Genomic DNA, 15712 nt, shown 5'->3' with positions numbered 1-15712 from the left:
TGGTGTGCGGGGGTATCTCTGCGCGAATGTTTGCATTCGCAAACCCTACGGGTCGTCAAACAGGTGTGTTTGACGACATTCGCGCCATATCCCTCGACAGAGCCTGGTGGTAAAAGGGCTGCTTTTCTGCTTCACGCGGCCTGTGCGCTCAGGTGCGGTCCGGCAGGCCAGACACGCCCATTTTTGACCCAACTTTGTAAAGAGGCGGCCTGGCCTGCCGGACCACACCTTGTCTTTAATTTCCTTGAATAACAAGACCCGGAATTAATGGCTTGATGAGCGTTGCAAAAAGGTTATGCCAATAATAGAATTAAGGCAAAGGGGAAATTTCCAGTTCTGTTTATAAAAAGGGAAGCTATGTCCCGGCAGCTACACTGCTATGTTTCCGATACCCCTTTTATGGAAAGGGTTATAGAAATGTTTGGTGAAAAAATTTTGTTGAAACTTATGATGAGGTAGGTGATTTTCAATATGGACATGAGGAAGCAAATAACGGCATTGTATGTGATGATCAAGACTATGTTTGAAAAAAGCGATATTGTGGATAATAACACCATTGTTGGGCTTATAAGAGAGCAAGTTGCTAACCAACTTCTTGATTTCTTTCCTGAGCCCAGAGATTCGGGATGGATTTGTGATCGGGAACATAAATATACTGGTCAAGTAGATTTAATAATGCGGATAAGAGGGGAGTTGAGAATACCAAGTGTATTATTCGGTTTAGGATCTGGATATGGATATTTCGCGAATCAGGTAATAGCTGCATTTGAGGTAAAATCTAATATTTCATCACAAATAGAAGAAATTATTTCAAAAACTTGGGAATGTCACAGACTTCATGGTGGTTTTGATAAGAATTGTCCAGAGGAGTATGATGGTGTAGAGTATGATTTTGTAAAGGTAGAATGGGTCCCCATGTGCGTGATAGGAAGCAAAGGTTTCAAAGACAGCAAAACATATGAAAAACATTTTGTTAAGGGAGTGGGGAAAAAGTATTCCATAGACGCTGAAGAAATAGAAAGGCCCATACGTGTAAACGATATTATTCCAGACATTATTATAGATTTTGGTGGAAATTCTATGATAATACATAAAGAACATAATCCAGAGATGATTGAGAAAGCTCTTAATTTAAAGGGATCTCAAATCGATAAAAGAAAGGATTTTACTTTCTTTAGGGGTTTGGATGAGGGACAGTCACTAATAATTATGCTATATTATTTGGATATATTTAGATCGAGTCTTTCTGTGACACAATTCACGGAACGTGCACCCCTATTAAAGGTTTTCAGAAGGACCACTGGAGGAATTCGTGGATGCACTAATTAAAGGGTGTCTGAGGAAAACGAGTTCAGATAGAAAAAGTTGTGCAATCATATTTTCAATGACTAAGGTTTCATGTTATTCAATCTTTCTGATTGTTAAGCGAAATCCAGCGACTGTTCTATCAACTTCCTCTCTCATTGATACTTCCTTGTAGGAACAACAGGTAAATTGAGTCATAGTATTGAATCTGATAATAAAATTATATCTGGCCTCATAATTCAGACTCAAGAAGGTCATAGTGGCGACAATTCGGGAATACTTCGAGCGAGACGCGCCTTCTCATACGATGGGCGCAAGGCGTTCTCATGAAATTACAACACCCCAAGGTGAAACCATTGTTGTAGAATCACGTGTCCAGTTGGACTTTTTCGCAGGTGCAAAATATGTTTTCTTTTTTCTGCCAGGTTCTAAAAATTCTATTGGTTTAGCTTCATATGTGATTTCTTCGCTTTGTCTTAATATTGCCAATGATCTAGATAACCAGATAGAGGCCAGTTATACATTCAATGAGGACATTGCAATTTCATCATCAGATCTTTTATTCACCGGGCGCATGTTTCTTTATATTGATTCTTTAATCGAGCCAGCACAAAAAACGGCACTTGTTGAACTTGCTGCACAGCATGGTCTGGCATTAAAAATACGTGATAATGCTTATGCGTTTATTCGAACGTCGAATGAAACTCCACGAGCCTTTATTTCTCATGATTCTCGCGACAAAGAAGCCATTGCAAGGCCACTAGCTTTAAAACTGTCTAGCCTTCTTTGCCCAGTCTGGTATGATGAATTTTCTCTTATTGCAGGAGCTCGGCTTCGTGAGTCGATAGAAAAAGGTATCAGAGAGTGCCGAAAGTGTATCGTGATTCTTTCTCCAAATTTTCTCCGAAACGAAAGATGGTCAAAGGTGGAGTTTAATTCAGCGTTTACTCGGGAAATTGTCGAGTGTCAGGATGTTATCTTGCCTATATGGTCGGGTATTACGGTAAAGGATGTCTATGATTACTGTCCTAGCTTGGCAGATCGCCTTGCTCTCAATTGGGAGGACGGTGTAGACAATGTCGCCGGGAAGTTGTATCGTGTTCTCACCTTATAATACAGAGCATCATTGGTCAAAATCTTTGATGCTCTTAATTTAAAAAGGCTTAAATTCTAATGCGAAAACCCGACAGAAATTCTATTATCCTAAGAACACGGATGTGCTCCGGGGAGTTTATCCTGATATGACACTGCGCCCAAAGCCAACTATACAAAAGGCGCTTATCTCAAGTACAAGCCGTTTTGTCGGTGAGTATGAGAAAAATGGCATGTTATTGGCCCATGCTTGGCCTGATTTTTATGACCGAACAGCATCAACTCGATGGTTTGAGGGTCCTTTATCTCGCAGTGCATTTGTTTTTATCTTTGAGACTCCTCCACTGATTGAAAAGTCGGGCCCTGTTCCCGATTATTCTCCAATGGGGGATTTGATCTGTGCATATCTTGCTGTATTATTTGGTAAACGCTTTGATTTTCATGGGATTATCGAAAGCAGAGGGCTTTTTCATTTCCCGAACCTTAAACAGTTTGAGCATCTTTGCGATCACCATCTGCCTCAAAATTCACACTCTCCCCGGGTTGATTTTCCTGTTCCTCTCGAATTAGGGCAGTTTTCAAGAATAGAACGGCTTCTTCTTGCTCCCCTACCTGACATTAAATTTCTCAGAACATTCCAAGGGGCTACCAAATTCTATCTTCAGGCGTTACGGAATATTGAATATGATCCAGAGATCGCATATCTTCACCTTATAACGGCCGGTGAAATATTGTCAAATTATTACGATTATAGAACAGAGGCATTGCTTGATACTCAGACCCTAAAAGTATTGTCAAAAATACAAGAGGAATTAGTAAATGGAGACCGAGTTGCTAAATTTATCTCAAAGAAGCTTCTTCAGGTAAAAAGAAGATTTGTTGAAACAATTATTGGTCTCGTAGAAAAAGATTTTTTTCAGCATTCAGAAGCGAAAGAGCCATTCGCAGGATTAAAGGAGTCCTCCTTTAGGGATACAATATCTGCTGCTTATGATCTGCGCAGCAGATATGTTCACACAGGAATACCTTTCAGGAATTTGGTTTCTCATTATATTTCAGGCATGAACAATGAAATTATGATAGGGAAGCCCGTTGTAGAAGACAAAGAGTTCGGTAAAATTCTTGCAAAGGTCCCAACATACTTAGGTCTTGAAAGAATTATACGTTATTGCCTGTTACGTTTTGCTCAATTGAATAATGCATATATTGAGCCTAGCATTGTATAAGAGGTGATCGCCTTATGGTCAGGAAGAAATACCACGTCGTCCCCCACAATTCCACCTGGGCGGTGAAGGAAGAGCACCTTCCCGATCCCCTGAGCACCCATCGCACCAAGGAAGAAGCCGTGGCCGCCGCCAGAGCCCTGGCAAAGCAGTCCCAGCCTGCCCAAGTGTTTGTTCACGGTGAGGACGGCAAGATCCAGGAAGAATACACCTACGGAAGCGATCCCCACGAGAGCCCGGGGTAGCCCTTTTCTCCAACGTCATTGCAATGGAAAAAAAGACATTTAAGATCCCCTATGGTGTCGATGAAAAAGTCGGCGAGCTCATCAAAGCATGTGATGCGCTAAAGTCGAATAATTATTACTGCCCTTCCTGCCATTCTGATCTCGTTTTTCGCCAAGGGAAAGTCCGCGCTCCTCATTTTGCCCACAAGATTATTGCCAACTGCTCTGAAGAGACGGTCATGCATAAGATCGCCAAGCTCTTGATTGTTGAAGCCGTATCGAACTGGAAAGAAGGTAAGGGCCCTCGGCCAAAAATTAGAAGATTATGCCCTAAAAGTTACTGTAGCGGCTTCAAAGATCAGGAGTTGCCGGAAAAAGTCGTCAGCGCATCAGAGGAGTTCGGGCTCCCCAATGGCCGCGTTGTAGATGTCGCTCTTATGGAAGAATCTTCTGTGGCAGCGGCTGTCGAGATTTATTATAGCCATAAGGTCGATGCGCAAAAAGCTTCCGAATTTGAGCATCCATGGTTTGAGGTTGACGCCCTTAAGATTCTCGAAAACCCTTTACTTTGGGAATGCCGTCAAGATTCTCTTAAGCCTTTCAAATGCCCTGATTGCTTGGCGCGGGAGAATGAGATAAAAGAAAAGAGAGATGCCTTAATAAAGGAAGTGCAGTCATTCACCGAGCACTATCAAATAAAGCTCCCGCCATCTCCCCCTTATTATTGGTCCATTAAGAATTGCTATCGCTGCGATAAAAGAACGCTTGTGTACAAATGGCAAGGACATAGTCTTTGGCAGACAAAGTTGCCACCCAAGCCCATTCCTCCAAGCGTTAAGTTCAAGTATTCCCATACAACCCGATCTAAATATTGGGTTAACACGTGCCGTTTCTGCGGTGCTATTCAAGGAGACTTCCACCTCGATGACGGCATAGATTTTTGGCTCCCCAGCAACCCATATCATTGTGAATGACAGTTTTGCTAGGCACGCTCCTTCGAAAGCTTGTATAAAAATGCATCAATAAATGATTCTTGACAAAACCCGAAAATTGCTTTAGTATGTATATATACATACTAAAGTTTTAAATTAAACGCAGAAAATTTGCTAAAATGCTTTTGCTAACAATATTTCGAGAATATTTTTAATTGGAAAGCTGTGTAGTATATATACTACACAGTATACCTAACCACCATACCATGAGAACTGCAAAGCTCAGAAAAGCAAAATCAGAAATCGTCAAATTCTTCAAGGCCCAGCCTGCGCGGGTCTTTCTGCGCTCCGAGCTGAACAAGATACTCGTCACCCACATCCTTGATTGGAAAACAGGCCGGGAAGTAACGGTCGCCGACTTCATTTACTTCCTCTCCTCTGAGGACCTCCTCAAAAAGATTGAGCTTGAGTTCCCCGGCAAGACCTATAAGCGCTATGCCATGGAAAATGCCTCTGTCTTCGAGATCGCGCTCTCACTCTATCCCAGAAGTTACCTCTCCCACTATTCCGCGGTCTTTATCCACCACCTTACCGATCAGATTCCCAAAACGATCTATGCAAACCACGAGCAGAAGCTGAGTTCCGTCTCAGTCGGCAAACTGGAGCAGAGCCGCATCGATATGGCATTCAGGAATGCCCAGCGCCTTTCTCACTACAGAGGCATCTTTCAGGATCATGAGATTGTCGCGCTCAACGGGAAGAATACCAATAATCTCGGCGTAATCGAACTCAGCGGCCCCGATGGCGAAACCCTCCAGGTCACCAATATTGAGCGAACCCTTATTGATATCGCAGTGAGGCCCGTCTATGTCGGCGGCGTGTTCGAGGTGCTTAACGCCTATAGACTGGCGAAAGATCGCCTCTCCATAAACAAACTTTCTGCGGTGTTGAAGCAGCTTGCCCACACATACCCCTATCATCAGGCTATCGGATTTTACCTCGAAAAAGCCGGTGTTTACTCAGACACTCAGCTCACCATGTTCGGAAAGGCCTTCCCCATGAAATTTGACTTCTATCTTGTCCACGGGATGAAGGAGACTTCCTTTTCAGAGAGGTGGCGCCTTCATTATCCCAAGGGAATGTAAAATTCTTTTACCAAGGGCCGCCACAAAATCAAAATAATAATCGAATTCCTTCACATCCCCCGCAGCAGTCTGGCGCACCGCCGGGAAGTCCTGCCGGTGAAAATCCCGGTAATCACCAATTTTACCAAGCAGCTCCAATGGTACTCTCTTGATCTCGAAAGCCGTTTTTATAAGGGCCTTGTGCTCTTCAGCTTCAACATTGATCGGTGAATGCTCGCAGATGGTGTGTATATCGAAAAAATCTCTTGCCCTGGCTTTTCTTGTCGTCTTCAGCGCCACTGCGTATTCGGGCATCTGCTGGCAGATAGCCCGAAGCTTTTCGAAAAGAATCATTTCCAGAGGATACACATACACGGTATAGCCGTCAAGCTCCGCTTCTCTCCTGCCGTCACAGTACTCGAACTTGCTGATGTCTATCTCTATCTTCCTGTGCTGCGCGCTGTCAAGCGTAATGGCGTTTCGGCGCAAAGTCTCCATATCGTGCTTGATATTTTTATAGCGCTCTTTCTCGATAACCTTGAACTCTATTTTGTATCCTCCCCAGAAATCAGGCTGATCGCTCCGGCGCCTCCTGGGTCTCTCCCTGAATGTCACGTCAAAAGCCACATATCTTGCTTCATTGAAGGTGGTGGTGATGGTGTGTATCACCGCCTCTTCTATCTTCTTCAGCTCATCTTTCGGGAAGTCATCACAGATGGAAAAATCCAGATCCACCGATGAGCGCGAGGCGATGTGATAAATGATATCGAGCGCGTTACCGCCTTTGAGCACCAGGCGCTCCATGAGATAGTCATTGGAAACCATCGCAATGATGGCGAGTCGCTTGATCCTTTCAAAGCCTCTCTTTATCGAAATATCCATCCTTGTTCCAATATCAACTCCAAAAGATTTATACATCGAATCCCCAGTTTTTCACAAACATCTGGTATATGCGGCTTTTCTTGGCTACTCGTTTTCTTTTCGTTGGTAATAACTGTACATTTCCTGACTTTGGCGAGGGCTATTACAAAAGGATCCGCACCAGATCTGTTTTTTCTTGTATCCAAAAGCCTTTTGTGGCTTTTTAAAATTTCTCTAACCTCTTTTTGAATGTCTATATCTATTGGCACACATAATTTTTCCTGCTTGATAGCCCATTTATGCAATACATCTTCCTTCTTTTCAAGTTCAAGTATTACTTCTTCAATTGCTATAAGCTTTCCATCATCAATCAATTCCTCTATTTTCTGCCATAAAGCGGGAAAGGCATCCTTTGGATATGCCTCATGCCATCCATGTATTATGGAGCTTGTATCAATAGTATACATTACTTGATTTGTTTCCATCAATCAATCACTATATTTGGACCCATAACTTCGTCTTCGATTTTTTTCAGATGCTTCAGTCTTATTTCCAAGAAGTCAGAGACATCACTTGAAGTAATCGTCTGTTTGTAATAATTGTTCAAAACAAGTTTAACCAATGGCCTTCCGGCCTTACTAATAGCAATACGGTAAGGCTGAGGTATGGCCTTTTTCCTTTTTCTTTGGGGTTGCGTATACTCTTTTATAAACTGAGCCCGTTTTTCCTTATAAAATGATTCATTTGTTCTGCCGTATTCAAGAAGCCTCCTAAGCATTGTCTCTCTACTTACACCATATCGCTTAGCTAAGCCTTTAAGCTCATCATCTGTCCATTCACAGGCGTTTGTTTTCTTCTCAACAAGTTCCTCTTTTAGTATATTTCTTCGAGGCACCAAGGTACAGCCAGCCACTGCATTGCAGAATATTTCCACTTCTCTTTTTTCCGGTGGAAGATCTTCGGCATCATGAGAGTCACAAAGGCAGCTTTCTTTTAAAATTATATGCACCAATTCATGTATGATGGAAAACACTCTCCCATATGGGCTGTCTTTTATGTTTACTACAATGGCAGGCAATGGCGGTTCTCCAATGGCAAATCCCCTCATTTCTTCGATTTTCACATCTGTGGCGCTGAATACCAATACCCCTCTTTCTTCTACCTTGCTCCTCCAATAATTTAAAGCATCATAACTGCTTTTAAACTGAATCTGTTCCTCAAATTTAACATCTAACACCTTCCTCAGGTGATCACCCAATTTTTCAGGATCATCACTGAGGCTCGCTTTTACTTTTAACTCCGGCGGTTTGCTGTCCATTGCTTTATAAAGCTCTATTGCTATCTCCCTTTTTTCGAAAGCCCTTCGAATTTCATAGATTAACTCGGGTGATACCGAAAAGCCTGTAACTCCAGGAAACCTCCTGCAATCTTTCATTGCCTGAAAATCCCGAGGTGGTTCTGGCAGGTAAAAAAAGGCAATAGGCCTTTTATAAACTTTTCCTAGCTTTCGCAATTGCTTTATGGTGGGCCTTACATTGCCATTTTCCCATTCCGTTAATTTTTCTGGTTTCACTTGCGCTTTTTTCGCAGCCATATCTATATCAAGGCCGGAATTTTTTCTGGCCCATATTAACATTTCAGCCTCAACCATGGCTTTTATCGAACCTGCCATTTAAACCTCACATTTCAAGATACTACCCCACCCAATCCTTGCACAGCAACTCCGCCTGTTCCAGCACCGTCTGCGTCGCTTTCTCCTGCTTGTCAGGCGGATAGCCGTGCTTCCTCAGTATCCTTCTCACTCTCACCCTGATCTGTGCTCTCACATTCTCCCGCACAGTCCAGTCAATAGTCACCGAGCCGCGCATCGCCTCCACAAGGTCACGCGCAATAGCCCGAAGCGTTTCATCACCAAGTATCTTCACGGCGCTGTCATTCACCTCAAGTGCATCATAGAAAGCCAGCTCATCATCTGAGAGCCCGAGCTTCTGGCCCCGTTTCTGGGCCTCCCGGAGCTCCCTGGCAAGGGCGATAAGCTCCTCTATCACCTGCGCGGTTTCCACGGCCCTGTTCTTATAGGCCTTCAACGAGCGCTCAAGAAGCTCGGCAAAGGAGCGGGCCTGGACCATGTATTTCTTCTCCCTTACCTTTATCTCGTCATTCAGGAGCTTTCGAAGAAGCTCAACGGCGAGGTTTTTATGAGGCATTCCCTTGATCTCGGCCAAAAACTCATCAGAGAGAATTGAGATATCAGGCTTCTTGAGGCCTGCCGCGGCGAATATGTCCACTACCTCCTCAGAAGAGACAGCCTTTGAGACGATCTGGCGGATAGCATGATCGAGGTCATCGGGGGGCTTTCCCGCTCCCGGCGATGACTTCGCCAGCACCGAGCGCACTGCCTGGAAGAATCCCACGTCATCACGGATCTCAATGGCCTTTTCATGAGGCACTGCGAGGGAAAAGGCCTGGGAAAGCTCCGTCACCGATTTCAGAACCCTGTTTTTCCCTTCCTCCTGGGCAAGCACGTGCTCCTGGGCGGCGGGAAGAAGCGAGAGCTTTTCCTGGGGCTTCCCTTTGTACCAGGGTGTCCAGTCGAAGCCGTGGAAGATCTGGCAGCATACCTCATACTTTTCAAGCATAAGAGCCACAGCTTCTTCCTGGTCCACCGCAGTCTTTCCCTTGCCGCCGCTCTCCGTATAATCAGAGAGAGCTCTTTTGAGGGCGTCGGCAAGCCCGAGATAATCAACGACAAGGCCCCCGGGCTTGTCCTTGAATACCCTGTTCACCCTTGCAATAGCCTGCATAAGGCCATGGCCTTTCATAGGCTTGTCGAGATACATGGTGTGAAGGCAGGGTACATCGAAGCCCGTGAGCCACATATCTCTCACAATCACGATCTTGAAAGGAACCGTTGAGTTTTTAAAGCGCTTTGCGAGGGCTTCTCTCCTTGCCTTATTCCGAATATGCCCCTGCCACTCCAGGGGGTCCGACGCTGAGCCTGTCATCACGATCTTGATGGCGCCCTTTAAATCATCATCATTATGCCATTCGGGCCTTTGTTTCACCAGCTCGTGGTAAAGCTCAACACATATTCGGCGGCTCATGCATACTATCATCGCCTTGCCGTCCATCGCCGAGAGACGGTCTTCAAAATGGCGCACGATGTCCCTGGCGACAAGGCCCAGGCGCTTCTCCGTTCCCACGAGGGCTTCCAGTGCTGCCCACTTGGTCTTCAGCTTCTCCTTCTTCTGGAGCTCCTCGCCCTCGGTGACCTCCTCAAACTCCGTGTCAATATGGGGCTTTTCCTCCTCTTTCAGCTCCAGCCTTGCAAGGCGGCTCTCGTAGAAAATGGGCACGGTGGCGCCGTCCTCAACGGCGCGCTGGATATCATAAATACTGATGTAATCCCCGAATACCGCCCTGGTGTTTTTGTCGGTAAGCTCAAGAGGCGTCCCCGTGAAGCCGATGAATGATGCATGAGGCAGGGCGTCTCGCATGTGCCGCGCGAAGCCGTCTATGAAGTCGTATTGGCTCCGGTGCGCCTCATCAGCTATTACGACAATGTTGTGCCTCCTGGAGAGCACCGGGTACTGATCGCCTTTTTCCTCGGGAAAGAACTTCTGAATCGTGGTAAAGACCACGCCACCCGAGGCGACCGAGAGGAGCGCCTGGAGCTCTTCCCTGCTCTGCGCCCGCACAGGATTCTGGCGCAGAAGCTCCCGGCAGCGTGAGAAAGTACAGAAGAGCTGTTCATCGAGGTCATTGCGGTCTGTGAGGATAACAAGCGTGGGGTTTTCCATCGCGGGGTGCAGTATGACTCTCCCTGCATAGAACGCCATGGTGAGGCTTTTCCCTGATCCCTGGGTATGCCACACGACACCGCAGCGGCGATCCCCTTCAGCACTGCCGGGCGCTTTCCCGGCATAAAAAACTCCAGGATCATCACGCACTTCCTCCGCCCTGGTGGTTATCCTGGAGGCCCTCACCGTCTCGTCAACGGCCGTATTCACCGCATGGAACTGGTGATATGCCGCGAGTTTCTTGAGAGGCGCGCCGCTCTCGTCATCCTCAAAGACGATGAAATGCCTGAGGTATGTGAGAAAGCGCCGGCGCTCGAAAACGCCCTTCAGGAGCACTTCAAGCTGCGGCAGAGCTGACGGCGCCACCTCATTGCCCTCGATGGTGCGCCACGGCATGAAGCGCTCCCTGTCGGAGGAAAGTGAGCCCATCCGGGCATCGACGCCATCGGATATCACCAGCACCTCGTTATATACAAAAAGCGAGGAGATCTGCTTAAGATAGGTTTTGAGCTGGTTGAAGGCGCTCCACACAGTGGCGTTTTCGTCTGCCGGATTTTTCAGCTCTATCACGGCAAGTGGAAGGCCATTCACGAATATCACCACGTCGGGCCTTCTGGTGAACTGCCCCTCCACCACGGTGAACTGGTTCACCACGAGCCAGTCGTTGTTCTCCACATTCTCAAAATCAATGAGGCATACCCTGTCTCCGGCGACTGTGCCGTCGGGCCGCCGGCACTCCACCCCTATGCCATCGGTGAGCATCCGGTGAAAGAGGCGGTTGTTCCCTATGAGTGAGGGCGCTTCGGCGCGGGTGAGCTTCCGGAGCGCCTCTTCCCTCGCATCAGGAGGGATGGTGGGATTGAGCCGCGCAATGGCATCCTGTGCCCTCCCCATAAGCAGTACCTGCCGAAAATCCCTTCGCTCAGCCCCCGGCTTTTCCGGCTCGATATCAGGGCCGGGCAGGACCGTGTAGCCCAGTTCCGAAAACCAGGCCAGTGAGGCCTCTTCAAGGACGGACTCCGAAAATGCCTTAGTCATGCATTTCTTCTTCTCCTGGGTATTGACGGAGGGATGGGCGTCTCATAACCCTTCAAGCCCTGATCACCGGTGAAAATCTCCACTCTATATCCCATCTGGGCATAGAACTCCGCTACATCTTTTATTGTGGCATCACCCATTGATAATCTACTTGAAGCCAGCTCAGGCCACTCATTGATGAGCTTTCTGAGGCTCTTCTCCGTCCAAAGGTTTTTCTGCTCAGTAAATGCAGCCCAGGGAGTCTCTTCATCTACTGCTTTTTCAAGTAATTCAACAAGGCTTTTTGCCTTTTCGTATCTTTGAGAAGGTGCCTGTGCTATATGATTACCGGTCTCGATAATTGTTGCAATAGGAAGAACCAGAGTGGTGCCCTCTTGCTCCTCACTTTTTAGATATTCTTCAACACGATCTCTGTCCCATCTCAGATCTCCGTTCATACATGTCTCCTTGCCCGGAACCTCAAGAAAGGCACACATCACAGAAGTGTCAAGGACAATCACTTTTCTCATCGTGCAGCCTCCCTTGTAAGGCTTTTCTCCAGGGAGCCATCAGCTATCAGTTTTCCTAGAGAGCCTCGTGCAAAGAGCTTGGGAAGATCACTGATATCTTCAAGTGGGGTAAGCATACTGAATCCACTTTTTGGATCCCTATGAGCGATGAGCACATATGGCATCATCGCAGGGCTGAGAGCGTCAAGCAATGCAGGATTATGTGTGGTGACAAGTACATCTATCGATCTCTCTGCTCCGATTTCTCTGAGCATCTTGAGAAGAATATCAGACCTTGAGGGATGGAGGCCATTATCGATCTCTTCAATTATAAGCTGGCTTCCTTTTGGCCTTGTGAGTAATGCAGTGACTATTGCAAGGAACCGAAGCGTGCCATCAGACATTCCCCTTGCATCAATTGTAACCGTTTCTTTATTGGAAACCCATTCTTCTTCGCAGTACAGCATGGCATCGCTTTCAAATCTCCCCACCTTTTCCGACCATACTCTCCTGATGTCTCTCTCTGGCAAATGCCTGGCATAGTCAGTGAGTGTCGCTTCTATTCTATTTTTTTCACTATCCGTCAGAGCTGCAAGCACTCCCGCGATATTCGATGCATCGCTTTGCAATGTTTCCGATAAAGGAGAATAATTCCTCATATTGAAAGGAATCGGATCAAGTATGAAAATATTCTGTAACGCCTGAGATACCGCTTTTATTCCTTCAGTGATCTCTTTTCTCAATGGATAGGCGCCAATCTGATTGATTACCGCTCTCTGCCTGCTGACTTCCCGTGGAGCTCCTCTCTTTTCATTATAGAGCCTGGCGATAATTGCGGGGCCCTCATGCCGCACGGGATCCGTCTTGAAGAGAGTAAGCTCATAGGGGGTTGTCTTAGTCCTTGGTCTGTACTTTATTCTTGTAAGAGACTCGGCTGCAAGTTGGACTTCAGGATGCGTTTCAACAGTAATTGTATAGGAATAATCTGTCTGTTCTGTGTCTCCACCAATCATTGCCTTTACGGTAAAACGATTATGAGGTCTGAGTGAGGCCCATTCAACACCACCCCTGATAGGAGTAAGAAGTGTCTCACCTGCAAGCGATGCTTTGATTTCTTTTCCCTGCGTGATGCGAAGAAGAAATTGGAAGCCGTCGAGAGCATTGGATTTACCGCTTGAGTTTGTGCCGATCAAAACAGTGAGCGGATCTACGTATAAGGTGGATTGAGAGAAACTTTTCCAGTTTTCAAATTCAATTTGCTTGATCATGATAAAGCTCCATCCTCAATATTCATTTTTGGTGCGGTAATCACAAGCTATTTCAGGTCTCTTTTCCGCTATGCCGGTGATATACCTCAGGCATTGTTTTTAATCCCCCCAGAAAGGTATCCAGCTTCTTGAAATGAAGCTTTTTCTTCCTCATCTCTTCAAGCATCCTGAGGTCCTCTTGATCCTCTGCCCGTTCAGCAGCCTCCAGATCTTGTGATGAGGATTCATTATTTCCGGACAGTTGCTTATATCCACGTTTCTCTGTCTTATCCATTCAGGCGTTTCCTTTTTTCATCAATAATCGCCTCTGCCATTTCAATAAAGCTTCTGGCGTTGCTCAACTGTTCTTCCGCCGTTTCTTTATCAGCGATATAGAAATCATCATAGTCACTGTTGATTCTTATCTTCTCTGCGGTGGTAAGCATTTTACTGAATCCTTCACTTATTTTTCCGGCCTTTACATAGTTGAAAATTAAAAATGAAATAACTGCAGAATGCTTTTTAGCGTCAAATCTGTCGAGGGCAAGAATTGCCCTTGTCGCGTGAAACATCGCATAATAGGAGCGATTGATGGATTGCGCAAATTTACTGATTTTCAGCAGCGCGTCAGAAGAGTCAATATCTTCTCTTGCCTTCTCCAATCGATGCAATGCCAGGTTAAGCAGCGGATCGCTCATAGATCAGAATCCCTTCTTTCTCAACATTCATGTAAAAAGGAAGAGCATCTTTATATTCATTGAACAGCGAGGATCTTGTGATTATGCATGAGATCAGAATCTCATGGCGCAGAGTAAGGTCGTGATTGATGTCCTCAAGTTTCTTGTCATATTTTCTGATTTGCTCTTCTGTGTCGTTTACCAGCGCCAGAATATCGAGATCAGAGTATTTTTCCTGGCAGCCCTTCGCATAGGAGCCGAACAAAATTAACTCATAGAGCCTGTCTCCGATAATTGCCTGATAGTTCTCAACAATCTCGGACAAAAGCCCGCGTATCCCCTGCAGGTGTGCGCTGTCAGACAGTTCCATAGAAAGACCTCCCCCTTTTGTCTATTCTTAAAGCACCTTCTCCACTGCCTTCTCCACTGCCTTCTCCGCTTCCCTGACCTGGATCTCCCCCGACAGGAGCTTCGGCAGGAGCGTGTCGCGAATCTGGGCGAGGTTACGGGATTCGTGAATCGATTGGATGATATGTTTAATTGCCGGTTTCATATTTTCGGTAAACACTCCGGCAAGTTTCTCTGGCGGTAACACAATTTCAAATTTTGCCATATCATTCCAGTTGGTTCGCGGCATTTTAGTACCTGTAGAACCAGCATTTGTGTATTCTACAAATTCATTGCTTGAAACATGACCGAGTAATATACCGAACCATTTTTCTGATTTCGGTGCCATCACTACTATGTCTGTGGAACATATTCCATCCACCGGCGCAACGCCAACCTTATGAAAATATGGCCTGAGTTTCCCAAAGAGAATCTCACCCTTCTTGAATTGAAACTTGTTACTCTCCAAATCATTTGAGTTTCCCCAATCAGACAGAGCAATACAGAATCTTGGCATATGTTCAAGCGCAATATATGGTATTTCTGGCTCTATCTTATTGGGTTGCACATTACGTCGGATATGTTCGCCGATCTCACTCAGTTTACCCACTCTCCACCCTTTCGGAATCTCCCCTAGCTCCGATTCCTCGAAAGAATCCGGGAAGAGAGCAGTCGTCTCCTCATCCATACCTGCGGGTTGTCGTCCTTCCATCTTCGCCCGCACAGGATTAAAATCAACAAACCATGACTTAAAAAGGGCGCGGGCTATTGCCTCCAGTGTTTCGTTCATCTTGCGGTTAAGCTCGATCTTATCGTCAAATGAGGAGAATATAGAGGCAATGCGAGTCTGTGTATTATCATTGGGTATGTAGAACTCAATTTCTCCAATGCTTTTTAGGCTAATTGTCTTTTGGGTTGATCCAACAACCAGTCGCTCGATTTGTTTTTTCGTCGAAGGAGCTATAAGTGAATAGTAAAAAAAACGTCTATTGATGTTAGGTAAAATAAAAACGGTATTTTGCCCTAGACAAAATCTATTATCTGTATTCACATAGCTTGCTATTCCATATGATCCGACGCGGGAAAAGACTATATCACCTTTTTCAGATATGTGTTTTTTTGAGAATTCTTCATAAACTTCCTTTGAGACATAGAGGGCATTTTCCAAAGAAAGAAAGCCTTCCTTAATATCAGTCACTCTTACCATAGGAAATCCGAATTCAGAGTAATCAGGTGTTTTGTGTAAACTATCAATAATATTAGCAACATCCCTCAATTTATACTTTTTCCATTCATCTCTCATTCCACATCTCC

16 protein-coding genes are annotated in these 15712 nt (G+C 45.7%); 6 read left to right on the top strand and 10 right to left on the bottom strand.

The features are described 5' to 3' along the window. The first annotated feature begins 471 nt into the window (after positions 1-471). From RDV48_29770 to RDV48_29745, 6 genes are all read left to right on the top strand, one after another. Complete coding sequence (locus RDV48_29770; protein MDQ7827022.1) at positions 472-1329, top strand: hypothetical protein; 858 nt, start codon at positions 472-474, stop codon at positions 1327-1329. A gap of 235 nt (positions 1330-1564) precedes the next feature. Further along, entirely contained in the window at positions 1565-2419 is an 855-nt protein-coding gene (locus RDV48_29765; protein MDQ7827021.1) for a toll/interleukin-1 receptor domain-containing protein, read from the top strand. Positions 2420-2546: 127 nt separating this feature from the next. Then, on the top strand, positions 2547-3623 hold the full coding sequence (locus tag RDV48_29760) for a HEPN domain-containing protein (GenBank protein ID MDQ7827020.1): 1077 nt from the start codon (positions 2547-2549) through the stop codon (positions 3621-3623). A 14-nt stretch (positions 3624-3637) separates the two neighbouring features. Further along, the gene (locus RDV48_29755; protein ID MDQ7827019.1) at positions 3638-3865 is read left to right on the top strand and encodes a DUF2188 domain-containing protein; all 228 of its coding nucleotides are present in this window, start codon (positions 3638-3640) and stop codon (positions 3863-3865) included. Positions 3866-3888: 23 nt separating this feature from the next. Beyond that, positions 3889-4818 (top strand): competence protein CoiA family protein, encoded by a 930-nt coding sequence (locus RDV48_29750; GenBank protein ID MDQ7827018.1) that lies wholly within the window; start codon positions 3889-3891, stop codon positions 4816-4818. A 224-nt stretch (positions 4819-5042) separates the two neighbouring features. Then, on the top strand, positions 5043-5921 hold the full coding sequence (locus RDV48_29745; GenBank protein MDQ7827017.1) for a hypothetical protein: 879 nt from the start codon (positions 5043-5045) through the stop codon (positions 5919-5921). Here the strand turns inward: RDV48_29745 and RDV48_29740 are convergent. Genes RDV48_29740 through RDV48_29695 form a run of 10 tightly spaced genes read right to left on the bottom strand, consistent with a single transcriptional unit; the run spans position 5883 to position 15701 of the window. Then, positions 5883-6782 carry a nucleotidyl transferase AbiEii/AbiGii toxin family protein gene (locus RDV48_29740; GenBank protein MDQ7827016.1) on the bottom strand — a complete coding sequence of 300 codons (900 nt, stop codon included), beginning with the start codon at positions 6780-6782 and terminating at the stop codon, positions 5883-5885. The genes RDV48_29745 and RDV48_29740 overlap by 39 nt on opposite strands. Next, a complete protein-coding gene (locus RDV48_29735; protein ID MDQ7827015.1) occupies positions 6767-7246 on the bottom strand; it encodes a DUF4411 family protein in 480 nt (159 codons plus the stop codon). Before RDV48_29735 ends, RDV48_29740 begins: the two co-directional genes overlap by 16 nt. Further along, entirely contained in the window at positions 7246-8433 is a 1188-nt protein-coding gene (locus RDV48_29730) for an XRE family transcriptional regulator (GenBank protein ID MDQ7827014.1), read from the bottom strand. The genes RDV48_29735 and RDV48_29730 overlap by 1 nt, the downstream gene beginning before the upstream one ends. Before the next feature lie 22 nt (positions 8434-8455). After that, positions 8456-11599, bottom strand: a complete 3144-nt coding sequence (locus RDV48_29725) for a type I restriction endonuclease subunit R (protein MDQ7827013.1) — start codon at positions 11597-11599, stop codon at positions 8456-8458. Further along, positions 11596-12108 (bottom strand): hypothetical protein, encoded by a 513-nt coding sequence (locus RDV48_29720; GenBank protein ID MDQ7827012.1) that lies wholly within the window; start codon positions 12106-12108, stop codon positions 11596-11598. The genes RDV48_29725 and RDV48_29720 overlap by 4 nt, the downstream gene beginning before the upstream one ends. After that, on the bottom strand, positions 12105-13355 hold the full coding sequence (locus RDV48_29715) for an ATP-binding protein (protein ID MDQ7827011.1): 1251 nt from the start codon (positions 13353-13355) through the stop codon (positions 12105-12107). Before RDV48_29715 ends, RDV48_29720 begins: the two co-directional genes overlap by 4 nt. A 52-nt stretch (positions 13356-13407) precedes the next feature. Continuing rightward, complete coding sequence (locus RDV48_29710; GenBank protein MDQ7827010.1) at positions 13408-13629, bottom strand: hypothetical protein; 222 nt, start codon at positions 13627-13629, stop codon at positions 13408-13410. Continuing rightward, positions 13622-14032: a HEPN domain-containing protein gene (locus RDV48_29705; GenBank protein MDQ7827009.1), complete on the bottom strand. Its 411-nt coding sequence runs from the start codon at positions 14030-14032 to the stop codon at positions 13622-13624. The genes RDV48_29710 and RDV48_29705 overlap by 8 nt, the downstream gene beginning before the upstream one ends. Then, entirely contained in the window at positions 14013-14381 is a 369-nt protein-coding gene (locus RDV48_29700) for a nucleotidyltransferase domain-containing protein (GenBank protein MDQ7827008.1), read from the bottom strand. Before RDV48_29700 ends, RDV48_29705 begins: the two co-directional genes overlap by 20 nt. 27 nt (positions 14382-14408) lie before the next feature. Continuing rightward, on the bottom strand, positions 14409-15701 hold the full coding sequence (locus RDV48_29695) for a restriction endonuclease subunit S (protein MDQ7827007.1): 1293 nt from the start codon (positions 15699-15701) through the stop codon (positions 14409-14411). Positions 15702-15712: the final 11 nt, after the last annotated feature.

The organism is Candidatus Eremiobacterota bacterium (genome assembly GCA_031082125.1).
Lineage (GTDB): Bacteria > Vulcanimicrobiota > CADAWZ01 > CADAWZ01 > Ess09-12 > Ess09-12.
The sequence above is the reverse complement of the archived record's forward strand: the minus strand, read 5'-3'. Positions and strand labels throughout refer to the sequence as shown.

Coding starts and splice junctions, on each gene's coding strand:
- RDV48_29720 (MDQ7827012.1), bottom strand. CDS start 12,108: ATGAGAAAAGTGATTGTCCTTGACACTTCTGTGATGTGTGCCTTTCTT.
- RDV48_29735 (MDQ7827015.1), bottom strand. CDS start 7,246: ATGGAAACAAATCAAGTAATGTATACTATTGATACAAGCTCCATAATA.
- RDV48_29700 (MDQ7827008.1), bottom strand. CDS start 14,381: ATGGAACTGTCTGACAGCGCACACCTGCAGGGGATACGCGGGCTTTTG.
- RDV48_29710 (MDQ7827010.1), bottom strand. CDS start 13,629: ATGGATAAGACAGAGAAACGTGGATATAAGCAACTGTCCGGAAATAAT.
- RDV48_29725 (MDQ7827013.1), bottom strand. CDS start 11,599: ATGACTAAGGCATTTTCGGAGTCCGTCCTTGAAGAGGCCTCACTGGCC.
- RDV48_29750 (MDQ7827018.1), top strand. CDS start 3,889: ATGGAAAAAAAGACATTTAAGATCCCCTATGGTGTCGATGAAAAAGTC.
- RDV48_29740 (MDQ7827016.1), bottom strand. CDS start 6,782: ATGGATATTTCGATAAAGAGAGGCTTTGAAAGGATCAAGCGACTCGCC.
- RDV48_29715 (MDQ7827011.1), bottom strand. CDS start 13,355: ATGATCAAGCAAATTGAATTTGAAAACTGGAAAAGTTTCTCTCAATCC.
- RDV48_29730 (MDQ7827014.1), bottom strand. CDS start 8,433: ATGGCAGGTTCGATAAAAGCCATGGTTGAGGCTGAAATGTTAATATGG.
- RDV48_29760 (MDQ7827020.1), top strand. CDS start 2,547: ATGACACTGCGCCCAAAGCCAACTATACAAAAGGCGCTTATCTCAAGT.
- RDV48_29705 (MDQ7827009.1), bottom strand. CDS start 14,032: ATGAGCGATCCGCTGCTTAACCTGGCATTGCATCGATTGGAGAAGGCA.
- RDV48_29755 (MDQ7827019.1), top strand. CDS start 3,638: ATGGTCAGGAAGAAATACCACGTCGTCCCCCACAATTCCACCTGGGCG.
- RDV48_29745 (MDQ7827017.1), top strand. CDS start 5,043: ATGAGAACTGCAAAGCTCAGAAAAGCAAAATCAGAAATCGTCAAATTC.
- RDV48_29695 (MDQ7827007.1), bottom strand. CDS start 15,701: ATGAGAGATGAATGGAAAAAGTATAAATTGAGGGATGTTGCTAATATT.
- RDV48_29770 (MDQ7827022.1), top strand. CDS start 472: ATGGACATGAGGAAGCAAATAACGGCATTGTATGTGATGATCAAGACT.